A 20,061-nucleotide genomic window follows, 5' to 3' on the forward strand; every position below is an offset into this window, starting at 1 on the left:
TGGTCGCTTGACCCAACAGCGAGTCTCTACCGAACCCGGGGCGGTTCAGAGGTTCTTGAGGTCAGCGGGTGTGGTCGGCTGGTGGTGACTGTGGGACTCGTCGGCGTGAACGTGGGACTCGCCGGGCCGGAGTGTGGGACTCGCCGATGTGCTGTGCGAGTCCCACCAGCACCCACACAGACGACCGAAGAGCCACTTTTGTACTTTTGTGCCCTGGTTGAAGTCTCAAGCAGGGCACCAAAGTACAAAAGTGCCCTGCCCGTGGCCCTGGGGCGGGCGTTAGGGGACGGCGGGGGTGCCGCCGGTGCGGACGGGGAGCCCCGCGGCGAGCCAGGCGCGGAAGCCGCCGGTGAGGTCGGTCGCGTTCCGCAGGCCGAGGCGCTGGAGGTCCGCTGCCGCCAAGCTCGACGAGTAACCCTCGTTGCATACCACGACCACCGGCAGATCGGCATGGACCTCGGGCAGCCGCCACTCGCTGTCGGGCGCGAGCCGCCACTCGAGGTGGATCCGCTCCACCGGCACCGAGCCGGGGATCTCACCCTCCTCGAGGCGGTTCGCGTACGGCCGGACGTCGACGATCAGCGCGCCCCGCTCCTGCAGGTCCAATGCCTCGGCGGGCTCGACCCTGTCCAGCGTGGACCGGGCGGCGGCGAGGATGTCGTCGATCGCGCTCATTTGCCCAGTATGGCGGGCAGCGGCGGAATCTCGGCTGGGACGTCGGCGAGGCTGGCGTACTCGCGGGTGGCCACCAGTGGCGGCGAGTACGCGTGCACGCTGGCGGCCAGGCTCGTCCCCGCACCGGTGACCTGGTGCGCGCGTCCGGCGCCGAAGCCGATGCCCTCACCCGTGACGTGGGTGCGGCGCCGGACCGGGCCGCCGGGGTAGCGGTACTCCTCGTTCAGTTCGCCCTGCAGCACGGTGAACGAGCCGGACGCGCCGCCGTGGTCGTGTGGCTTGGTCTGCTGCCCGGGCACCCACGACAGCAGCCACAGCTCGACGCCGTCGGTCAGCGCGAGCCGTGCCCACCAGCGCCGGTCGTGGTCGAAGTGCAGCACACCGCGCAGGTCCGTGGTCAGCTCGGTGGTGACGGTGTTGGTGAGGTCGGCCAGCTCCCGGGCGGTCCACAGCAGCCGTTCGGGGTGCAGCAGGTCGGCCAGCAGCGGGTTGGTCAGCTGGGGGTGAATTTCGACGTCGGGACGGGCAATGGACTGCGTCATGGCGAGCTCCTGGGCGGGTGCGCGTGCGGTGAGTGGACACGGTCGCGCGACACGGCGAGCTCTAACGCGCAGCTCACAGTGGGAGCGTGCGGGGGAAGGCCAGGGCTCAGCCGTCGTGTCGCGCGGGCCTACAGCCTGCGGACGCGACGAGGAGGAGGTCGACGGTGCGGTCGCGCCAGAACGAACCCGCGGTGGCGGGCATCTCGAGCGAAGCGGACCTGATCACGCCTTCGATCCTCCCACAGTCCAGGCCGCCGTGGGGACCGCGTCCCACGGACTGAACCACACTGACCTGCCGCTACGCGCCAGACGGGCGGCCCGCCAGCGACGGCCCCGGCGAGGGTCGCCACAATGTGCGTGTGAGCGATCTCGACGACCTCGTAGTGCGTATGACCGGCGTCGGCGTTCGACGTCAGAACAATGAGCTGCTGGCCGGCCTCGACTGGTCCGTCGAGCTCGACGAGCGCTGGGTGGTGCTGGGCCCGAACGGCGCCGGCAAGACCACACTGCTCAAGCTGGCCGCCGCCGAGATGCACCCCACCTCCGGCACGGTGGACCTGCTGGGCGAGCGCATCGGCCGGGTCAGCGTGTTCGAGCTGCGGCCGCGGATCGGGTTCACCTCCGCCGCCATCGCCAATCGTGTGCCCGGCGACGAGATCGTGCGCGACGTCGTCGTCAGCGCTGGTTACGCCGTTCTCGGCCGCTGGCGCGAGGCCTACGACAAGATGGACATCGTCCGCGCGGAGGAGCTCCTCGGTGCGCTGGGCGTTCTCGCGCTCGCCGAACGCACCTTCGGCACCCTGTCCGAGGGCGAGCGCAAACGTGTGCTGATCGCCCGCGCCCTGATGACCGACCCCGAGATGCTGCTGCTCGACGAGCCGGCCGCGGGTCTCGATCTCGGCGGACGAGAAGACCTTGTCGCGCGCTTGTCCGAGCTGGCGATGGACCCGGAAGCGCCGGCGATGGTCCTGGTCACCCACCATGTCGAGGAGATCCCGCCGGGCTTCACCCACGCGCTGCTGCTCCGCGACGGCCGTGCGGTCGTCTCCGGTCTGATGGACGATGTGGTGACCAGCGAGAACCTGTCGAAGGCCTTCGACCAGGACCTGCTGCTCGAGCGTTCGGGCAACCGCTACTTCGCCCGGCGCCGCTGACTCGGCCTACTGCCGGGTAACCTGCTGGAATCATGTTTTGAGCCTGAGGAGGATGGGCGTGGGAGAGTTCGTAAGCCTCGAGGTGGAAGCCGGCGTGGGCACGATCCGGTTGAACCGGCCGCCGGTCAACGCGCTGAACAACCAGGTGCAGAACGAGCTCGCCGCGGCCGCCCGTGAGGCTTCGGACCGCGAAGACGTCCGCGCCGTGATCATCTACGGCGGCGAGAAGTCGTTCGTGGGCGGCGCGGACATCAAGGAGATGGCCGCGAAGACCTATGTGGAGATGGGCCGGTTCGGTGCCGCGCTGACGTCCACGATCTCCCTGGTCGCGCAGATCCCCAAGCCCACGGTCGCCGCGATCACGGGGTACGCCCTCGGCGGCGGGCTGGAGCTCGCGCTCGCCGCGGATCGCCGGATCGCCGGGGACAACGTCAAGGTCGGCCAGCCGGAGATCCAGCTCGGCATCATCCCGGGCGCCGGCGGCACGCAGCGGCTCGCGCGGCTGATCGGGCCGAGCAAGGCGAAGGACCTCATCTTCACCGGCCGGTTCGTCAAGGCCCAGGAAGCCTTCGAACTGGGAATTCTTGACGAGATCGTGGCGCCTGACGACGTTTACGACGCCGCGCTGAAGTGGGTTTCGCAGTTCGTGAACGGTCCGGCCGTGGCGCTCAAGGCCGCGAAGGCCGCGATCGACGGCGGGCTCGACACGGACCTGGGCACCGGTCTGAAGCTCGAGACCAGCCTCTTCACCGGGCTGTGGGCGACCGAGGACCAGGCGAACGGGATGAAGTCGTTCATCGAGAACGGGCCTGGCAAGGCCACCTTCGAGGGGAAGTAACCGACGTGACCGACGTGACGGACCCGGCGCCGAACCCGCACGCGACCGCCGAAGAGGTCAAGGCCGCCTGGGCCGACCCGAAGCTCGCCAACGTGCTCTACCACGACTGGGAAGCCGGGACCTACGACGAGAAGTGGTCGATCTCGTACGACGAGCGCTGCATCTCCTACGCCACCGACGTGTTCAATGCCGTCGCCGGCGAGGACGGCCAGCCGTATCCGACGGCGATGGAACTGGGCAGTGGCACCGGGTTCTTCCTGCTCAACCTGATGCAGGGCGGGGTGGTCAAGAAGGGGTCGGTCACCGACCTCTCACCGGGCATGGTCCAGGTCGCGTTGCGCAACGCGGAGTCGCTGGGCCTCGACGTCGACGGCCGCGTGGCCGACGCCGAGCGCATCCCGTACCCGGACAACTCGTTCGACCTCGTCGTGGGGCACGCCGTGCTGCACCACATCCCGGACGTGCAGGCCGCGTTCCGCGAGGTGCTGCGCGTGCTCAAGCCCGGTGGCCGGTTCGTCTTCGCCGGTGAGCCCACGAAGATCGGCAACGCTTACGCCCGCAGGCTCGGCCAGCTGACCTGGTTCCTGACCACGAAGGTCACCAAGCTGCCCGCGCTGGCCGGCTGGCGGCGTCCGCAGGAGGAACTCGACGAGTCGTCGAGGGCCGCCGCGCTGGAAGCTGTCGTGGACATCCACACGTTCGACCCGTCGGAGCTCGAGGGACTCGCCCGCGGCGCCGGCGCGCAGGACGTGCACGCGGTCACCGAGGAGTTCGCCGCCGCGCTCGCGGGCTGGCCGATCCGGACGTTCGAAGCCGCTGTGCCGCAGGAGAAGCTGACCGTGGCCTGGCGCCTGTTCGCGTACCGGCTGTGGATTCAGCTGTCCGCTTTGGACAAGAATGTGCTCTCGAAGGTGTTGCCGCGCAACCTGTTCTACAACGTGATGATCACCGGGACCAAGCGGTCCTAGGTGCCGTATGGGTTTTCGCCCGCCGATGTCGCTTTTCTGCGTTCGTCGCTGGGCTCGGCAGCGCTCGCCGAGTGTGACACGCTGCCGCTGAGCGACAAGACCCGGATCGCCGACGTCGGCGCTGTCCGGCGGATCGCGGGTGAGGTCCACGCGTCCGCGGTGCTGGAAACCGTGGTGCTGCGCCGGAAAGCGGTGTCCAAACTGGACGGCGCCGAGCAGTGGCTGTTCACCGGTGACGCGCTGCAGCAGGCCAGTGCGAGTGCTGTCGCGCGGCACCGGGCGGGCCGGTTCGCCGGGCTCGACGTGCACGACGTCACTTGCTCGATCGGTGCGGACCTGGTCGAGATCGCCCGCGTCGCGGCGACGGCGATCGGGTCCGATCTGGACGAGGTTCGGCTGGCCATGGCCCGGCACAACAGTTCGCAGGTCGGGGTCGCGCCGACGTTGCTGCGCGCCGACGCGCTGCGCCCGGTGAGCCGCTCGGCCGTGGTCGTCGCCGATCCCGCGCGTCGCGACGCGTCGGGACGCCGCTCGTGGCGTCCGGCGGATTTCCTGCCGCCGCTGGACCAGCTCGTCGACGCCTATCCCGGCCGGGATCTGGCCGTCAAATGCGCGCCGGGGCTCGACCGCGAAGACGTCCCGTGGGCCGACGAGATCGAGCTCGTTTCGCTCGACGGCCAGGTGCGCGAGGCGTGCCTCTGGCGTGGCGGCATTGCCGGGCCGGCCAGGCGGGCGACCGTGCTGCGCTCGGACGGTACACAGTGGACGATCACCGACGACGAGTCCGACGAGGTTCTCCCCGCGCCGCCAGGGCAGTGGATCATCGACCCTGACGGCGCTGTCGTCCGTGCTGGACTCGTCCGCCACTACGGCGCGCGGCACGGGCTATGGCAGCTCGACGAGCGCATCGCGTACCTGACCGGCGACACGCCGCCACCGGGCGTGCGGGCGTTCCGCGTGCTCGAAAACGGCCCGTACAACGAAAAATCACTCCGCACGTTGCTTCGCAAGCACGAGATCGGCCGGCTGGAGATCCTCATCCGCGGCCTCGACATCGACCCGGATGCCCTGCGTCGCCGCCTGAAACTCGCCGGTCCCGCCGAGGCGAGCGTGGTCCTGACCCGCATCGGCCGGTCGCCCGTGGCCTTCCTGACCCGCGCCGAACGCATCCCCGGCTGACCTCGCGGCCACGGCGTACGGCAAAACGTCCCCCGAGTCGCTCGCGCGCCGGCCGGGACGCCACGGCAGCACCCACGTCGAGAGCCGCACGACTTTCCTTGAACCTTTGACAACTTTTCGGCAGGGTGGCCCGTCGTAACCAGGGAAGGACCACCGTTCACGGCCGAAAAGGAAAGACCGATGCGAGCACCGAGAGCGATTACGGCGTCACTGGTCGGCCTGACCGCGATCCTGGCCACCGCGTGTTCCGCACCTGGCGGAACGGCGGTGAGCCCGGTCGCGGACACCTCGAGCGTGGTCGCCGCCCCAGTGGTGCAGAGTGTGACGCCGACCACCCCGCCGCTCCCTCCGGCACCGCCCTGCGACGCCGTGCAGAACGGGTCGTGCGTGAGCCTGTCGGAGAAGTTGGCCTGGCTGCTCCAGGACGGCAAGGTCGTGTTCGGGCCGGTGCCGATGCTGCCGGGGTCGCCCAGCGACCCGACCCCGACCGGGACTTTCCAGGTGGCGTGGAAGGCCAAGCACTACACCAGCCGCGAGTTCGGCGAGCCGATGCCGAACGCCGTGTTCTTCGCGGCCGGCGGGATCGCGTTCCACGCGGGCAGCCTGACCACCTCGTCACACGGCTGCGTCCACCTGAATGACAGCGATTCGGCGAAGTTCTTCGACTCCTTGCCGGTCGGTGCGACAGTTCAGGTCATGGCCTGACGTCGTTCAGCGCAGTTCAGTGCAGCTCGGCCTCGAACAGGTCGGTGACCCGGCGCCAGGCGTCCGCCGCCGGGCCCTCGCGGTACGAATCCCGCTGGTGGCAGAAGAATCCGTGCCCGGTGTCGGGGTAGACGACCAGCTCGTGCCGGCTGCCGGCCAGCGCCGCGGCGATCCGGTCGACCTGTTCGGCAGGCACGGCGTGGTCGGAATCGCCGACTAGGTACAGCAGTTTCCCGGCGATCGCCGGAGTCAGCGACAACGTCGGCTCGGGCCTGCTGATCGGCAGTTCGGTGCCGGTCAGCCAGCCGCCGTAGAACACCGCGGTGGCGGCGAAGCCGAGTTCGGCCGCGGCGAGGTAGGCGATGTGCCCGCCCGCGCTGCAGCCGACCATGGCGACCTTGTCGGCCGCGGTGTAGGCCATAGCTGCCTCGACGTCGGCCAGCGCGCCGCCGCGGGTCAACGTGTCGAGCAGTTCGAATCCTCGACGACGTCCGTCTTCGTCGGCCTTCAACTCGATACCCGGATCGGCGCGGTGGTAGAAGTCCGGCGCGACCGCGACGTAGCCGAGGCTCGCGACGCGATCGGTGACTTCGCGGATGTAGGACGTCAGTCCGAACATTTCGAACGCGATGACCACTCCCGGGTGATCACCCGCTTCGGTCGGCCGGGCCACGTAGGCGCTCATCGGTTCGCCGTCGACGTCCAGCACGACGTTTTCGGTGTGGATTTCGTAGTTCCCCAGTTCTGGCATGACGCCACGGTAGGACTCCGAAGCCATCGACGACCAATAGTCCTGCCGCTATCATCGATCGGAATTCCGATGGGTGGGGGCTCGTATGGATCTTTCGTTGCTACGCACGTTCCTGGCGGTGTATCGCTGCGGCTCGTTCACCGGCGCAGCCCCGCAGTTAGGGCTCTCGCAGCCGACCGTCACCGCGCAGATCCGGGCGATGGAAGCCCAGCTCGGCCAGCAGCTGTTCCGCCGGATGCCGCGCGGGGTCGCCCCGACCTCGATCGCCGACGAGCTCGCGGGCCAGGTCGCGAAGCATGTCGACGCGCTCAGCACGATCGCCGAGCGTGGACTGGCCCCGGCTGATCCGTTCGCGGCTCCGGTGCACCTGGCCGGGCCCGTGGAGCTCACGACGGCGCGTGTCCTGCCCGCGCTCGTCGGCCTGGTCGGGCGCGGACTCAAGCTGCGGGTCACGTTCGGGCTGGCCGACGAGCTGCTGAGCGGGCTGGACGACCGCCGGTTCGACCTGGTCGTCTCGACCATCCGGCCGCACGGCAGGTCCCTCTCGGTGACGCCGTTGACGGACGAGGAGTTCGTGCTGGTGGCGGGTCGGTCGTGGGCGTCGAAGATCGATGCCGACCAGCTCGCCCGTGATCCGCTGGCGACGTTGAAAGGCGTCCCGCTGGTCGCCTACGCGGAGGAGCTGCCGATCATCCGGCGTTACTGGCGGTCGGTGTTCGGGGCCAGGCCGAAGGGCAGTCCCGCGGTGGTCGTGCCGGACCTGCGCGGGGTGCTGGCCGGGGTGCTCGCGGGATTCGGGATCACGGTGTTGCCGCGGTACCTGTGCGCCGGGGAACTGGCTTCGGGCGAACTCGTCGAGCTCGTCCGCTCGGAGATCCCGCCGATCAACACGCTTTTCCTGGCGGCGCATGCCGCTACCGTCCGGCGGCCGCATATCGCGGCCGTGCGCGCACGCCTGCTCGAGGCGGCCGCCGGGTGGTGAGCGGGCTATCCGGTGTAGCCGGCGAAGATCTTCGAGAACTCGTACGGCTTCTGGGTGACGTTGGTGCAGCGGTAAAGCCCGCCGTTGCAGGCGTTCGCGTCACGGCCCTCTTCCCAGAACGCGAGCATTCCCAGGTGGACACTCTTCGCGAAGTTGACCAACGCGGTCGCGTCCTTCTGGAGGAAGATCTCGTTCTGCGAGTCGTTCACGCCGATCATTGGGGTGACGCCGACCTTCTTCCACGCCGCCGCGTCGCTCAGCCCGAACGCCGACTTGATCTGGGCCTGGGTGGCCTTGGCCGCGGAGATCGCCTTGGCGCCCTGGTCACCGGCGCCCTGGTAGTAGTCCATGGCCATGATGTTGACCATGTCGAGGCTGACTCCGGCGCTCTTCGCCGCGTTCAGCACGCCGAGCCCATTGGCGTCCAGGCCGCTCGGCAGCACCGGCAGGGTCAGCGAGATCTTGATGCCGGGGTTGGCCGTCTGGACGCTCTTCAGCGCTTGCGACCGGCGGGTGATCGACGTCGGGTCGGCGACCGCCGCGCCCTCGATGTCGAAGTCGACGTACTTGAGCCCGTACGCCTTGATCACCGCGTTGTACTCCGCGGCGAGGCTGGACACGCTCGTGCAGGCCTGCGCCAGTTCGATGCCCGACGCACCGCCGAACGACACCTTGACGTCACCGCCGCCGGACCGGATCTTGGCGATTTCGTCGGCCTGCCAGCCGGCCCGGGGGTCGTAAGCGTTGAACCAGCTGGCTTTGCAGCCCGCCGACGTCACGAATCCCAGCGTGAAGCCCTTCACGCCGCTGGCCGAGGACATGCCCGACAGGCTGGGCGTCGGCCACTCGCCCATATCAACATAGGGCCCGACCGGGATGGCGGAACCGGCCGCGTCGGGCTGCGCGGGTGCAGCTGGGGCGGGTTGGGCCGGCAGGAATGCAGCGGCCGAGGCCGAGGTGGGGGCGACCAGGCCGACGGCCAGGGCGAGCAGTCCGCCTGCGAAGGCGAAGCCGCGACGGGAGAATGAGGGGGACAAGGGAGGACCTCCAGCTGCCTTGAAATCGAATGAGGCTTCCGGCGACGTCTTCAATGGTATAGACCAATTAAGAATGGGTGACCATAGGCCAAATGGCTTAAGCGGCGTCACTTACGGTGGTAAGCAGGGAAAAGTTGGTTGATTTTTTTCGTGAACCGAGAGGTGGTACGTACCAGTGGAAAAGCCGCAAGCCGTGGTGTTCGACGTATTCGGGACGCTGGTCGACTGGTACTCGTCGATCGCCGCACACTCCGTCCGTATCGCCGCCCGGCAAGGTGTGGACCTCGATGGCGGCCAGCTCGCGAAGCTGTGGCGCGAGCAATACGCGCCCTCGCTGGCCACAGTGATTTCGGGGCAGCGGCCGTGGGGGACGTTCGACGACCTGCATCGCGATTCGCTGCCGGGTGTGTTGGACGCTCTCGGCGTCACGCTGGACGAGCGGTCGCGCGAGGAGTTGGTGGCGGGCTGGCGGCGGCTGGCTCCCTGGCCGGAGGTGCCGCGGGCGCTGGCTCGGCTCCGCGAGCGGCTGCCGGTCGCGACGCTGTCCAACGGCCAGGTGCGGCTACTCGTCGACCTGACCCGCTCCGCCGGCCTCACCTTCGACGCGGTGCTTTCCGCCGAGCTCTTCGGCACCTACAAACCGGACCGAGCGGTGTATCTCGGCGCCGCGCGCCTGCTCGAATGCGAGCCAGAGCGGGTCATGCTGATCGCCTGCCACGGCTGGGACCTGGCCGGGGCCCGCGAGGCCGGGCTGAGCACGGGCTACGTCGCGCGCCCGTGGGAATGGGGACCGGATTCGCCGCCGGTCGAGCCCCCCGAAGCCGACCTGGCCGGCGCCGATCTCGACACCCTCGTAGACAAACTCGTGAGTGTTCCGGCCGGTTAGAACCTGGTTAGAACCGGCCGGAACGCTCACGAGGTGCCTACTCGTCGCTGCCGTCGCCGTAGGTGGCGGTGTAGGCCTCGCCGTCCATCCACGTGGTGGTTTCCTCATCCCAGACGAGGTCGCCGGACGTCGCTTCGAAGCCGCGTAGGACGTCCGCGATGTCGGGGTAAAGGGCGACGACGTCGCGCAGCAGCATCGGGTAGTGCTCCTCGGCGTCTTCGGCGTGGTAGCCGAAGAAGCTCCAGGTGCCTTCGCTGTCCCGGGTGACCTGGTAGATCTTGCGGATCCGGGCCGGGTCCTCGCCGTGGATCTCGACGAGGTCCGGGCTGACCGAGCAGTCCAGCGCCGCCGGGAACGGCAGGTCCCAAGCCTTGTCCCAGTCGGCGAGCTCACCGGGGTCGAGGTCCGCGGGGTCGTAGGACTCGAGGAACCAGGTCACGCCGTCGGTGCCGGCGACCGCGATCGTGCCGGGGGCGACGAAGTCCAGCAGCGCCAGCTCAGGGACGAGCTCAAGCGCGTCGGACAGTGAAATCGAGACGAAACCAGCCTCGTCGTCGTTCGACAGGAGCTGCCATTCGTCGTCGAGGTCGAGCACGACGTGGCTGAGTTTGCCCGGGTCGCCGAGCAGATCGCCCGCGCACAGGACCGGTGATTCCAGGGATTGCCGCAAGCCCGTCTCCAGATGTCCGAACCGCCTGCCGAGTGCCGGCGGCCCGTTTATTGTCGGGGGTGCCTGGCACAGTCCCGGTCACCAGGTCCGGCTTGAGTGGGGAACAGGGGTTCGCGTTATGGGTGCTGGAGGACTTTCCGAAGCTCGGCTCGCCAGGTTGCACGACGTCATGGCCGGTCACGTCGAGCGCGGCGTCCTGCCGGGAGCCGTGACGCTCGTCTGCCGCCGGGGCGAGATCGTGGTCGACGCGGTCGGTTACCACACGCTCGGGGGTGACGAGCTTCGGCGGGACACGCTGTTCCGCATCGCCTCGATGAGCAAACCGGTCACGGCCGTGGCGGCGATGATCCTGGTGGAGGAATGCCGCATCCGGCTGGACGAGCCGGTGGACCGGTTCCTGCCCGAGCTGGCCGATCGTCGAGTGCTGAAGCGGCCGGACGGGCCGTTGGCCGAAACGGTCCCCGCGAACCGGCCGATCACCCTGCGCGACTTGCTGACCTTCCGCTGGGGCTTCGGCCAGGTATTCGGCGACGGAAACGAGCCGATCGCGCAGGCGCTCGCCGAGAAGCTGCACGGCCAGGGCCCGCCGGTACCGCACCTCGCGCCCGGCCCGGACGAGTGGATCCGGCGGCTCGGGGAGCTGCCGCTGATGCATCAGCCCGGCGAGAAGTGGCTGTATCACACGGGTTCCGACGTGCTCGGCGTGTTGATCGCCAGGGTCGCCGGCCAGCCCTTCGAGGCTTTTCTGGCCGAGCGCGTCTTCGGCCCGCTCGGCATGGTCGACACCGCGTTCAGCGTTCCCGCCGAAAAGATCGGCAGGCTGGCGACGAGCTACAACTTCGACCAGGCGGCAGGCAGCCTGGAGGTCAACGATGAGCCGGTCGGCGGCCAGTGGAGCAGTCCGCCCGCGTTCCCGTCGGGCGGTGGAGGCCTGGTCTCGACCGTCGACGACTATCTCGCCTTCGGCCGGATGATGCTGGACAACGGCCGCCACGGCAACGAGCGGCTTTTGTCGCGGCCCACGGTCGAGACGATGACGACCGACCAGCTGACCCCGGAGCAGAAGGCGGTCTCGGGTTTCTTCCCCGGCTACTTCGACAACCTCGGCTGGGGCTTCGGGCTGGCGGTGCAGACGCGGCGCGACAGCCCGCACGCGGTGCCTGGCCGTTACGGCTGGGACGGCGGCCTCGGCACCTCGTGGTGGGCGGATCCGAAGGAGGAGATGCTCGCGATCCTGCTGACCCAGCGTGCCGGCTTCCCGCTGTTTTCCGAGCCCTACCTCGATTTCTGGACCTCGGTCTACCAGTCGATCGACGACTAGGGCGAGCAGAATCTAGCGTCGGCGTGGACGGCAGAGGTCGACGAAGGTCTCCTCGAGCCAGTCCGCGTAAGCCTCGTGACTCCAGCCCGCGTCGACAACAAGGCGCAGTCGGGCGTCGGGCAGTTGGGCGTGCCACACGAGGTCCGCGGTCTGGCCGACCGGTCGCGGCGGATCGATGAGGTCTCGCGACTGGAGGTTCGTGATGATCTCCGCGGCCTGTTTCCGCATGCGCGCAAGGTGTTCGCGGTGGTACTCCGCGATCTCGGGGTCGTTCGCGGCCGCGGCGGTGATGATCCGCCACAGCGGGGAGATGCGGGTGTTGCCGTCCGCGATCCAGCGGGCCAGGTTCCGCACCGCTTGCTCGATGTCCGGGTCGCCGAGGATCTCGGCGACCCCTTGCCGCTCCGAGAAGTGCTTCTCGTCTTCCTCGCCCGTGAAGATCTGGTCGAACGCCGCCATGAGCAGCGCGCGCTTGGCCCCGGTCGCCTGGACAGTCTCGATCGACACCCCGGCTTGCTCGGCGATCGAACGCAAAGTTGTCGCGGTGTAACCACTTTCGGCGAACTGGGTGCCGGCGGCCGCGAACACCCTGCTCCTGGTCGCGGCGGCCTGCTCCGAGCGCAGTTTCGAGCTGTAGTGGGCCACCTTGGCATCGTACTCAGCACTGTGCCATAGTGTTCATCACTATCTCGTACAGGCCAAATCTGATGGGAGCGATGCGGTGGAGTTCCTCTTCACGACCGTGCCGGAGACCGGCCACTCGGTTCCGCTGGCGCCGTTCGCCGCGGAGCTGGTCCGGCGCGGGCATGGTGTCCGCTGGTACACCGGTTCGCGGCTGAAGGACGTCGTGGAGGAAACCGGCGCGGAGTTTCTGGCGATGCCGGCCGAATGGGACCCCGACCAGTCCGATCTCTCGGCGGCGTTCCCGGAACGGGCGAAGCTCACCGGGTTGGCGCAGGGCCGGTTCGACATCGAGCATCTGTTCGTCCGTCCGTCCGGTGCTCACGTCGAAGCCCTCGCCGAGTTGCTGCGTGAGCGCCCCGCGCAAGCGGTCGTCGGTGACACCTGGTCCCTCGCGGTGGGCTGGCTGGGTGAGCGGACCGGCGTGGCGACCGCGACGATAGGGGTCAATCCGCTGATGTTCCCCAGTTCCGACGCGCCACCCGCGGGCCTGGGCATGACCCCGCTGAAAGGATCACTCGGGCGCCTGCGCAACCGGATCCTCAACTTCGTCGTGCGCCGGTTCGCGCTGGCCTCGTCGGTCCGGCTGACCGACGACGTCCGGGCGGGTATCGGACTCCCCCGGGCGGGCCGCAACCCGCTCGCCTACACCGCGAACACCCAGCTCTACCTTCAGCTGTCGCCGCCGGGGTTCGAGTTCCCGCGCGGTGATCTGCCGGACTTCGTGCACTTCCTCGGCTATCCGCCGTCGAGGTCCCAGTCGGCTGAACCCCTGTTGTCGGAACCCCAGCCGTATGAACGCCCGGCGTGGTGGCATCGGCTGGAGAGCGCGCGCTGGGTCGTCCTGGTCACCCAGGGGACCATCGCGACCGACCCGAAGAGCTTGCTCCACCCGACCATCGAGGGGTTGGCCGGGCGGGACGTGCTCATCGTGGCGGTGACAGGTGGTGCCGCAACGGAAGTGTTGGGCCCGTTGCCCGCCAATGCTGTCGCCGAGCCGTTCATCCCGTTCGGCGAGCTGCTGCCGCACGTCGACGTGATGGTCACCAACGGCGGCTTCGGCGGCGTGCAACTAGCCATCGCGCACGGAGTGCCGCTGGTGGTGGCCGGCACGACCGAAGACAAGAAGGAGGTCAATGCCCGCGTCGGCTACGCGCGTGTCGGCATCGACCTGAAGACCGATACCCCGTCTCCGGAAGCCGTCGCGTCGGCCGTGGAGAAGGTGCTCATCGAACCGGATTACCGCAAAGCTGTCGCTCGCGTACGCGGCTCGACTTCGCCGGGCGATCCGGTCGAGCGCGGCGCAGATCTGCTCGAGCGACTGGGGTGACGATCTGCATACGGAAGTGTCAAGATAGGGCATGACCGCTAGTACGCAGCGCAACTACGGCGGCCAGTCTGCCGAGAGCCGCCGGGCCAAACGACGGCAGCAGCTGCTGGAAACCGGCTTGGAACTGCTCGGCACCGTCGGCCTGCCCGGGCTGACCGTGCGCGGGGTGCTGGACCACGCGCAGCTGGCGCCGCGCTACTTCTACGAGAACTTCCAGCACATCGACGAGCTGGCCGTCGCTGTATTCGAGCAGCTCATGGTGGAAATGACACAGACCGGGCTGGCCGCGGTCGCCGACACCGGCCAAGGGCTGCGCAAGCGGATCCGGGCCGGGCTCGACGCCATCGCCCGGTTGCTGACCGAGGATCCGCGCAAAGGCCGGGTGCTGCTAGTCGAGTCCGTGGCCAGCCCGGTGCTCGCGCCCCTGCGTCATCAGGCGGGCCGCGCGCTCGCCGGGCTCGTGGCTCAACAGGCCGACGGCAATCCCGGCGATCCGGTGGCCACGGCGGTCACCGCACGTTTTCTGGTCGGCGGCTTCAGCGAAACCCTCGCGGCGCTCATCCAGGACGGCGATCTCGGCGACCGCGACGCCGTCGTCGACCGCTGCACCGAACTGTTCCTTGCCTGCGTCCGATGATCAGGCGGATGTCCGGTCGCTGACGAGTTGCGCTGACCTGTGTGGGACTCGCCGACAATGCCGGGCGCACACCGCGCCTTTTCTTATCGGTGGATTCAGGTTTCTTCGTAGCTGATGTCGTAGCTGATGTCGTAGGGGGCGGCGATCGGGTTGATCTTCGCCGGATCCAGCTCCCCGTCGGTGAGGACCGCGGGCCCTGCTTCGAACAAGTCCTCCAGGTAGAGGAAACTAGCCGGTGGAGGTCACCAGTTGTCAAACACCTGGTCGGAAGACGCGCGTCGATGCGGAGCGCAACCGCGAGCGGGTGGTGGAGGTGGCACGCGCGCTGTTCGCCGAGCGCGGTGACGACGTGCAGCTGCCCGAGGTGGCGCGGGCGGCCGGCGTCGGGATCGGTACGGTGTACCGGCACTTCCCGACCCGGCCGGCCCTCGTCGAGGCCGCCGCCGAACACCGGTTCGCCGAGCTGGCGGAGTTCGCCCGAACCGAGCGCAGGCGGCAGCCCCAGCTGGGTCTGGTGCGTTATCTGACCCGGGTCGGCGAAATGCTCGCCGGTGATCGCGGGCTGTCCGCCGCTATCCAGGCCGCGCGAGGCACTGCGGAGACCGAACCGAAAGGGCCCGCCAGGGCTGAACTCGAAGCCGCGGTCAGTGTCGTGATCGAAGAAGGAAAGGCTGCTGGAGCTGTTCGTGCGGACGTCACCGTCGGCGACGTCTACCTGATGGTCGGGGCATTGTCCGCGACCATCCGTACCGGCAGCGGAGAGTGGACCCGGCTGATCGAACTCGCCATGGTCGGACTGCGTCCGCGGTGAATCGGCGTCAGACCTGCGGCTGGCTGATGTTGACCATCCATCCGATGCCGAACCGGTCCACGCACATGCCGAATTCGTCGCCCCACATCTGCTTTTCCAGCGCGACCGACACGTTTCCGCCTTCGCTCAGATTTGCCCAGTAACCGCGCAGTTCTTCGGCATCGTCCCCGCTGAGGCTCACGGAGATGTTGTCGCCGGGGTTGTGTGCCATTCCCGGCGGCGTGTCGGCGCACATGAGCGTGAAGCCGCTGTCGGTTTCGAGCATGCCGTGCATGATCTTGTCGGCAAACGGGGCTTCCTTGTCGCCCATTTCGCCGAACGTGCTCAGCGTCAGGGTGCCGCCGAAGACGTCTTTGTAGAAATCCAGGGCTTCGCGTGCGTTGTCGGTGAAGCTGATGTACGGATTGAGGCGAGACGCCATCAGGAGCTCCTTCGATTGTGACGGAATAGCATCCTCGCAGAGCGGCGGAGCATCGACAACACGAGTTTTACAACACGGGCGGTGATCCGTTTTCCCGGTCGCCGCGCGACCCGTTCCTTTCATTCCATGCGCGCGGAAAACTATTCGGGAATTCCTGGCCAACCGTGCAGGAAGTACGCGCCGCCGCAGGCCTGGCCGGTTCTAGCTTGGTGCCGGAAGGATCCGGATCTCGACGCCGGCGCCGAGCAGTCTGCTTGGTTGCAGGTGCAGGAACCTCGACGTCGACAGGCTGGCCCGGGCGGAGGCGGGATCCAGGTAGGAGAAGGCCATGGTCTGCCCGTGCGCGATCAGCTGGTGTGTCAACCGCGGCGCGATCAGCGCGGTGCGTGCCCGGCGCTGCCCGCCGGAACTCCGGATCGTGAACTGGTCGTCCACTCCGACGGCGAAACAAGCGACCGAGCCTGAATGCGGCCCGAGCTCCAATGACGGTCCGACGTAGACGGCTTGCCCTGGCGAAAGCTACGACGTCGCGCAGCCGGTTTCTGGAAGCGCCTCGGCGGGCTCGAGCGTCATCCTGGTCTCCGATACGCGATGGACTTCGAGGAGCGTGTGGTGACAACCGTAGTGATCATTGCCGTGAGCGTGTTCTTTCTCGGCATGGGGGTGTTCGCGTTCGCGGCCCCGGCGGCACTGGCCAGACCATTCCGGATCGCCGTTGACGCGCCGGAGAGCCGCTCGGAGATCCGCGCGGTCTACGGCGGTTTCGGGGTCGCGATTGCGGTACTGCTGGGCATGGCCGCGTTCGACGTCGGCGGGATCCGGCCCGGTGTGGTGCTCACCGTCGCCGGCGCGCTAGCCGGGAGATGGCATTGGGCAGACTCGTTTCCCGGCTGGTCGACAGCGCGACGGCGTTCTACCCAGTCTGGTTCTACTTCTGCGTCGAAACGGTCGGCGCCGGGCTATTGTTCGGCTCGGCTTGACTGCGGCGTTCAGTGGCCGCCTAACTGCCAGCGCGTTCGGCCCGGCTGGCGGCGATACGCCTCGCGGCCAGCTTGCGGGCCTGTTCGGCGTCGTCACCGGTGATGCGCCTGAGGATGTCGGCCAGCGGCGTAATGCGTCCACGGCCTCCCCAATAGCCGTCGGGGACCTCGGTCGGAAACACCCAAACGCGGCCAGGGTCGCGCTGCCACGCGCCTTGTTCGGCGTCGAGGACGGCTTCGGTTACCTCGGCGACGACGGCATCGCGGGCGGACCGGTCGAGTTGCCCCTCAGGGACGGTGGCGACGATCTTGTAGCGGGGAGCCTCGGCGAGCGCACCCGCCACATATACCGCGGCGGGACGGTGCAGGAACACCCAGGAGACGGCGCGAACCGCCCTGTCAGCCGGGTCGAACCCCTCGTGGGTGATCAGGATGTCGGTGAGCCGGCTGAGCAGGGTCGCCTCGGCCTCGGGGTGCAGCGCTTCCGCGGGCACGTAGACGTCGAGCATGGGCACAGTTGTCTCCGCGGTTCAACGGGTTGTTGCGGTGAGGGCGTCGTGGAGGGCGGAGTCGCTGGGCGGCCAGTCTCGCCAGCGAGCGCTGATGTGGCCGTCGGGTCGGACGAGCAGCGCTCCTTGCGGGCCAAGGTCGCAGACGTCGGTGTGCTCGCTGGAAAGGGCCTCGACGTGTAGCGGCCATGGTGCGGCTTTTTGCTTCTCCCAGAAGGCAGGATCCGGGGTGAACAGGGTGAACCACTCGCCGACGGCGTCCACTGTGGAGCGGTTTTCGGCGAGCCAGAGGTGTGGCATGCGATGGCCTGGCCTCGCGGTGGGGACGTAGTCCGTACCCGTGTCGGACAGTTCGGGAGGGGTGCTGTCGTCGATGAGGACGGCGTCGGAGTGGTAGGTCGTGCCGAGCACGAGGTCGAGCTGGGCGAAATACCGCTCCGACCACGGCACTTCGACCTGGGCCGACGTCGAATCGTCGTTCTGCAGCTGCTCGCGGCGCTTGTCCTGTGCCTGGCGCATGAGATGGCTGTTGGCCACCGCTTGGCGGAGCGTCTGATGAGCGACGGGTAGCCGTTCAGGCTCGTAGGTCTCCACCAGGCCCTGCCCGGCCCATCCGCGGAGGACGCCCGCCAGTTTCCAACACAGGTTGTGCACGTCGGCGACACCGGTGTTCATGCCCAGGCCACCGGCCGGGGGGATAGCGTGCGCGGCGTCACCGGCCAGCAGGATCCGGCCGTGGCGGAAGCGTTCGGCGACGGACGCGTTCACCGTCCAGTGCTGAACCCGCTCCACGTCGACATGGACGTCGATGTCGGATCCGAGGGCGCGCGAGACGAGGTCCGGCCAGTCGGCGTTCGCGGTGTCTTCGGGGGTGGGAACGAAGAAGGCCCAGCCTCGTTCGGGGTAGAGCGGGCCGAACATTCCATGCGCGGTGAAGTAGACCCCGGCGGGCTGGTCGCCGCACCAGCGGTCGAGGTCGGCGTCGAAGACGACCGTGGTGGCATCCGCCAACGATCCGGGGCCGATGGTGTCGATTCCCAGCCGCTGCCGCACCGTGGAATTCGCGCCATCGGCAGCGAGTACGTAACGGGCACGGACGCGAGTCTCTTCGCCGCTTTGGTGGTCGACGAGTACAGCCACGACACCCTCAGGCTCCTCGGCCAGGTCGATGAGTTCGACCCCGTACCGAACCGGTGTGTCCGCCGCGGCCAGCAGGGTGGGTTCCAGCCGATCCTGCGAACTGAGCACGCCGGTCACGGGACTTTCGGGAATCGGCGCGTTGATCCCGATCATCGCCGCGGTGGCGAAATCGCGGTCCTGCAGCGTGTCACGGAAGCGGACGCGGCCATACTCCGGCGCGAACGCGCGATCCGTGATCCGGGCAGCGAGCCCGACCTGGCGGTAGATCTCCATCGTGCGGGTGTTGACCAGCCGGGAACGGGGAAACGGTGACAGTTTGCCGTATTTCTCGACCAGCAGTGTCCGCACACCCCAGCGTTCCAGCAGCACTCGGGCGGTGAGCCCGACCGGTCCACCGCCGACGATGAGGACCTCCACCTCGACGTCCACTGCGGGCAGGTCCGGAACGGTCATAGGACCAACCTTCCGAACCCGGCGCCGGGACGCAATGCCCGAAGGGGCAGCCGAGTGGTCAGCCTGTCGGCATGCTGACGCTCGCGTCCTCAACGGTCTGCCGCAGTCGGGCGACGGTCGACGCCAGCTGGTCGAGTGACCGTGCGGTCAGCGGGTCGCCAAGCCAGGTGCGCAGCTCGTTCTCGAACGTCGGGGTGGCGTCGTCCAGCAGGCGGCGGCCTGCCGCCGTAAGCACGAGCCCTTGGTGGTCGCCCGGCGCTGGAGTTCGAACCGGAGGGTGGGGCCGCAGGTGGGACGATTCTCTACTGCCACGGTGGGGCCTGGGTTTTCGGCTCGCCTACCACGGCTCAGGACATCACTGCGGCACTTGTTTGGCGCACAGGCATTCGAGCCGCCTCGGTCGACTACCGGCTCGCCCCGGAACACCCGTTCCCGGCCGCGATCGAAGACACCGTCGCCGCGTACCGCGATCTGCTCGAACACGTCGTCGCGCCCAACAGATCGTGCTGGCCCGGGATTCGGCAGGCGGCGGGCTGACCATCACGACCATGCTTGCCGCACGTGACGCCGGCCTGCCGCTGCCGGCGGCGGCGGTCGCTTTCTGGCCGGGTCTGGACGCAACCCGCACTGGTGAGAGCATGACGACCAAGCACGGAATCGACCCGATGTTCACCCTGGAGTCGTTGCAGCGCTTAGGCGTGCATGTCCTCGCTGGCCAGGATCCGCATCAGCCACTGCTGAGCCCAGCCGTGTACGCCGACCTCGCCGGGCTGCCTCCGCTGCTGATTCAAGTCGGTTCCAATGAGGTGCTGCTCGACGACTCGACCCGACTGACGACCCGGGCAGCGGCTGCCGGTGTCAACGTCATCCTCGACGTCACCGCGGATGTGCCACACGTGTTCCAGTCGTTCACCGGCTCGCTCGACGAAGCCGACGCCGCGCTGGACCGGGCCGGTCGCTTCATTCTCGACCGCCTGGCCACCGAGACCCCAGCCCAGACCGCGTAACTCGCATCCCGCGTCACTGTTTACCGAAGCAAGGACTGCGGCGGCGAGGGACTGTGGTGCGGATCCGAGTGCAATGTCGTTACCGCTGACGGCGTTCGCAACTCGACGGCGAGTTGCGGCTGTAGTGCCGGGAATGCAGTCAGGGCTCGTCAGTGTCGCGGCCGGGTGATCCGGTCGCGGCACTGACGAGCCCTGGAGGGGATATTTTGTTACAGGTGGCAGGTATTGCGTCTGGGTCTTCGAAGCGGATCGAGATAATCGGGCGGGATGAAGTCCGGTCTCCCGTCACCGCCCATTCGTACTTCCCAACCACCACAATGTATTAATCGGTGGTGCCGTTCACAAAGGAGGGTCAAGTTGTTCAGGTCGGTTGGCCCACCTAGG

25 protein-coding genes and 1 pseudogene are annotated in these 20,061 nt (G+C 68.2%); 14 read left to right on the forward strand and 12 right to left on the reverse strand.

The features are described from left to right. Positions 1–279 precede the first annotated feature (279 nt). Together JWQ81_RS00150 and JWQ81_RS00155 are read right to left on the reverse strand one after the other, a co-directional pair. Positions 280–675, reverse strand: a complete 396-nt coding sequence (locus JWQ81_RS00150; RefSeq protein ID WP_297536592.1) for a rhodanese-like domain-containing protein — start codon at positions 673–675, stop codon at positions 280–282. Beyond that, a complete protein-coding gene (locus tag JWQ81_RS00155) occupies positions 672–1,217 on the reverse strand; it encodes a cysteine dioxygenase family protein (RefSeq protein WP_297536593.1) in 546 nt (181 codons plus the stop codon). Before JWQ81_RS00155 ends, JWQ81_RS00150 begins: the two co-directional genes overlap by 4 nt. A gap of 389 nt (positions 1,218–1,606) precedes the next feature. Here JWQ81_RS00155 and JWQ81_RS00160 point away from each other — a divergent pair, with 389 nt between their 5' ends. The 5 genes from JWQ81_RS00160 (at position 1,607) to JWQ81_RS00180 (ending at position 6,061) form a co-directional block, all read left to right on the forward strand. Then, a complete protein-coding gene (locus JWQ81_RS00160) occupies positions 1,607–2,371 on the forward strand; it encodes an ABC transporter ATP-binding protein (RefSeq protein WP_297536636.1) in 765 nt (254 codons plus the stop codon). 58 nt (positions 2,372–2,429) lie between these two features. Continuing rightward, positions 2,430–3,209, forward strand: a complete 780-nt coding sequence (locus JWQ81_RS00165; RefSeq protein WP_297536595.1) for an enoyl-CoA hydratase-related protein — start codon at positions 2,430–2,432, stop codon at positions 3,207–3,209. A gap of 5 nt (positions 3,210–3,214) precedes the next feature. Beyond that, complete coding sequence (locus JWQ81_RS00170) at positions 3,215–4,177, forward strand: class I SAM-dependent methyltransferase (protein ID WP_297536597.1); 963 nt, start codon at positions 3,215–3,217, stop codon at positions 4,175–4,177. Then, positions 4,178–5,356: a class I SAM-dependent methyltransferase gene (locus JWQ81_RS00175; protein WP_297536599.1), complete on the forward strand. Its 1,179-nt coding sequence runs from the start codon at positions 4,178–4,180 to the stop codon at positions 5,354–5,356. 180 nt (positions 5,357–5,536) lie between these two features. Beyond that, the gene (locus tag JWQ81_RS00180; protein WP_297536601.1) at positions 5,537–6,061 is read left to right on the forward strand and encodes a L,D-transpeptidase; all 525 of its coding nucleotides are present in this window, start codon (positions 5,537–5,539) and stop codon (positions 6,059–6,061) included. Positions 6,062–6,077: 16 nt separating this feature from the next. Here the strand turns inward: JWQ81_RS00180 and JWQ81_RS00185 are convergent, their stop codons facing one another. Beyond that, positions 6,078–6,812 carry a dienelactone hydrolase family protein gene (locus JWQ81_RS00185; protein WP_297536603.1) on the reverse strand — a complete coding sequence of 245 codons (735 nt, stop codon included), beginning with the start codon at positions 6,810–6,812 and terminating at the stop codon, positions 6,078–6,080. Positions 6,813–6,897: 85 nt separating this feature from the next. Here JWQ81_RS00185 and JWQ81_RS00190 point away from each other — a divergent pair, with 85 nt between their 5' ends. Beyond that, positions 6,898–7,794, forward strand: coding sequence for a LysR family transcriptional regulator (locus tag JWQ81_RS00190; RefSeq protein ID WP_297536605.1), 897 nt, complete (start codon positions 6,898–6,900; stop codon positions 7,792–7,794). Between the two features lie 5 nt (positions 7,795–7,799). On the opposite strand, the gene JWQ81_RS00195 is transcribed toward JWQ81_RS00190, so the two are convergent. Next, positions 7,800–8,729 (reverse strand): chitinase, encoded by a 930-nt coding sequence (locus JWQ81_RS00195; RefSeq protein WP_366942235.1) that lies wholly within the window; start codon positions 8,727–8,729, stop codon positions 7,800–7,802. Positions 8,730–9,006: 277 nt separating this feature from the next. Between JWQ81_RS00195 and JWQ81_RS00200 the strand changes: the two genes are divergently transcribed. Continuing rightward, the gene (locus JWQ81_RS00200; RefSeq protein WP_297536609.1) at positions 9,007–9,717 is read left to right on the forward strand and encodes a haloacid dehalogenase type II; all 711 of its coding nucleotides are present in this window, start codon (positions 9,007–9,009) and stop codon (positions 9,715–9,717) included. A 37-nt stretch (positions 9,718–9,754) separates the two neighbouring features. Here the strand turns inward: JWQ81_RS00200 and JWQ81_RS00205 are convergent, their stop codons facing one another. Further along, entirely contained in the window at positions 9,755–10,387 is a 633-nt protein-coding gene (locus JWQ81_RS00205) for a hypothetical protein (protein WP_297536611.1), read from the reverse strand. Positions 10,388–10,505: 118 nt separating this feature from the next. On the opposite strand from JWQ81_RS00205, the gene JWQ81_RS00210 reads away from it, so the two are divergent. Then, the gene (locus JWQ81_RS00210; protein WP_297536614.1) at positions 10,506–11,708 is read left to right on the forward strand and encodes a serine hydrolase; all 1,203 of its coding nucleotides are present in this window, start codon (positions 10,506–10,508) and stop codon (positions 11,706–11,708) included. A 12-nt stretch (positions 11,709–11,720) separates the two neighbouring features. Here JWQ81_RS00210 and JWQ81_RS00215 read toward each other — a convergent pair whose 3' ends face one another. Next, a complete protein-coding gene (locus JWQ81_RS00215; RefSeq protein WP_297536616.1) occupies positions 11,721–12,353 on the reverse strand; it encodes a TetR/AcrR family transcriptional regulator in 633 nt (210 codons plus the stop codon). 76 nt (positions 12,354–12,429) lie between these two features. Here JWQ81_RS00215 and JWQ81_RS00220 point away from each other — a divergent pair, with 76 nt between their 5' ends. From JWQ81_RS00220 to JWQ81_RS00230, 3 genes are all read left to right on the forward strand, one after another. After that, positions 12,430–13,719, forward strand: coding sequence for a nucleotide disphospho-sugar-binding domain-containing protein (locus tag JWQ81_RS00220; protein WP_297536618.1), 1,290 nt, complete (start codon positions 12,430–12,432; stop codon positions 13,717–13,719). 31 nt (positions 13,720–13,750) lie between these two features. Then, positions 13,751–14,356, forward strand: a complete 606-nt coding sequence (locus JWQ81_RS00225; RefSeq protein WP_297536620.1) for a TetR/AcrR family transcriptional regulator — start codon at positions 13,751–13,753, stop codon at positions 14,354–14,356. Positions 14,357–14,669: 313 nt separating this feature from the next. Continuing rightward, complete coding sequence (locus JWQ81_RS00230) at positions 14,670–15,167, forward strand: TetR/AcrR family transcriptional regulator (protein ID WP_297536622.1); 498 nt, start codon at positions 14,670–14,672, stop codon at positions 15,165–15,167. Between the two features lie 7 nt (positions 15,168–15,174). Here JWQ81_RS00230 and JWQ81_RS00235 read toward each other — a convergent pair whose 3' ends face one another. Together JWQ81_RS00235 and JWQ81_RS00240 are read right to left on the reverse strand one after the other, a co-directional pair. After that, positions 15,175–15,588, reverse strand: a complete 414-nt coding sequence (locus JWQ81_RS00235; protein ID WP_297536624.1) for a VOC family protein — start codon at positions 15,586–15,588, stop codon at positions 15,175–15,177. A 201-nt stretch (positions 15,589–15,789) separates the two neighbouring features. Next, the gene (locus JWQ81_RS00240) at positions 15,790–16,023 is read right to left on the reverse strand and encodes a hypothetical protein (protein WP_297536626.1); all 234 of its coding nucleotides are present in this window, start codon (positions 16,021–16,023) and stop codon (positions 15,790–15,792) included. A gap of 222 nt (positions 16,024–16,245) precedes the next feature. Here JWQ81_RS00240 and JWQ81_RS44725 point away from each other — a divergent pair. Then, a pseudogene (locus JWQ81_RS44725) lies at positions 16,246–16,386 on the forward strand (DUF4345 family protein); the annotation flags it as partial. A 202-nt stretch (positions 16,387–16,588) separates the two neighbouring features. Here JWQ81_RS44725 and JWQ81_RS00250 read toward each other — a convergent pair. The 3 genes from JWQ81_RS00250 to JWQ81_RS00260 are packed head-to-tail and all read right to left on the reverse strand — an operon-like array spanning position 16,589 to position 18,905. Then, positions 16,589–17,083: a hypothetical protein gene (locus JWQ81_RS00250; protein ID WP_297536628.1), complete on the reverse strand. Its 495-nt coding sequence runs from the start codon at positions 17,081–17,083 to the stop codon at positions 16,589–16,591. A 15-nt stretch (positions 17,084–17,098) separates the two neighbouring features. Beyond that, positions 17,099–18,670: an FAD-dependent monooxygenase gene (locus JWQ81_RS00255; protein ID WP_297536630.1), complete on the reverse strand. Its 1,572-nt coding sequence runs from the start codon at positions 18,668–18,670 to the stop codon at positions 17,099–17,101. A 58-nt stretch (positions 18,671–18,728) separates the two neighbouring features. After that, positions 18,729–18,905 carry a hypothetical protein gene (locus tag JWQ81_RS00260; protein WP_297536631.1) on the reverse strand — a complete coding sequence of 59 codons (177 nt, stop codon included), beginning with the start codon at positions 18,903–18,905 and terminating at the stop codon, positions 18,729–18,731. 119 nt (positions 18,906–19,024) lie between these two features. Here JWQ81_RS00260 and JWQ81_RS00265 point away from each other — a divergent pair, with 119 nt between their 5' ends. Together JWQ81_RS00265 and JWQ81_RS00270 are read left to right on the forward strand one after the other, a co-directional pair. Then, entirely contained in the window at positions 19,025–19,207 is a 183-nt protein-coding gene (locus JWQ81_RS00265) for an alpha/beta hydrolase fold domain-containing protein (RefSeq protein WP_297536638.1), read from the forward strand. 11 nt (positions 19,208–19,218) lie between these two features. After that, a complete protein-coding gene (locus JWQ81_RS00270; protein WP_297536633.1) occupies positions 19,219–19,677 on the forward strand; it encodes an alpha/beta hydrolase fold domain-containing protein in 459 nt (152 codons plus the stop codon). A 209-nt stretch (positions 19,678–19,886) separates the two neighbouring features. On the opposite strand, the gene JWQ81_RS00275 is transcribed toward JWQ81_RS00270, so the two are convergent. Next, positions 19,887–20,061 (reverse strand): HNH endonuclease signature motif containing protein (locus tag JWQ81_RS00275; protein WP_297536640.1); only part of this gene is annotated, 175 nt, incomplete at its 5' end.

This window comes from Amycolatopsis sp. (assembly GCF_025464955.1).
Classification (GTDB): domain Bacteria; phylum Actinomycetota; class Actinomycetes; order Mycobacteriales; family Pseudonocardiaceae; genus Amycolatopsis.

Coding starts and splice junctions, on each gene's coding strand:
- JWQ81_RS00210 (WP_297536614.1), top strand. CDS start 10,506: ATGGGTGCTGGAGGACTTTCCGAAGCTCGGCTCGCCAGGTTGCACGAC.
- JWQ81_RS00160 (WP_297536636.1), top strand. CDS start 1,607: ATGACCGGCGTCGGCGTTCGACGTCAGAACAATGAGCTGCTGGCCGGC.
- JWQ81_RS00270 (WP_297536633.1), top strand. CDS start 19,219: ATGCTTGCCGCACGTGACGCCGGCCTGCCGCTGCCGGCGGCGGCGGTC.
- JWQ81_RS00255 (WP_297536630.1), bottom strand. CDS start 18,670: ATGACCGTTCCGGACCTGCCCGCAGTGGACGTCGAGGTGGAGGTCCTC.
- JWQ81_RS00225 (WP_297536620.1), top strand. CDS start 13,751: ATGACCGCTAGTACGCAGCGCAACTACGGCGGCCAGTCTGCCGAGAGC.
- JWQ81_RS00190 (WP_297536605.1), top strand. CDS start 6,898: ATGGATCTTTCGTTGCTACGCACGTTCCTGGCGGTGTATCGCTGCGGC.
- JWQ81_RS00235 (WP_297536624.1), bottom strand. CDS start 15,588: ATGGCGTCTCGCCTCAATCCGTACATCAGCTTCACCGACAACGCACGC.
- JWQ81_RS00185 (WP_297536603.1), bottom strand. CDS start 6,812: ATGCCAGAACTGGGGAACTACGAAATCCACACCGAAAACGTCGTGCTG.
- JWQ81_RS00155 (WP_297536593.1), bottom strand. CDS start 1,217: ATGACGCAGTCCATTGCCCGTCCCGACGTCGAAATTCACCCCCAGCTG.
- JWQ81_RS00150 (WP_297536592.1), bottom strand. CDS start 675: ATGAGCGCGATCGACGACATCCTCGCCGCCGCCCGGTCCACGCTGGAC.
- JWQ81_RS00180 (WP_297536601.1), top strand. CDS start 5,537: ATGCGAGCACCGAGAGCGATTACGGCGTCACTGGTCGGCCTGACCGCG.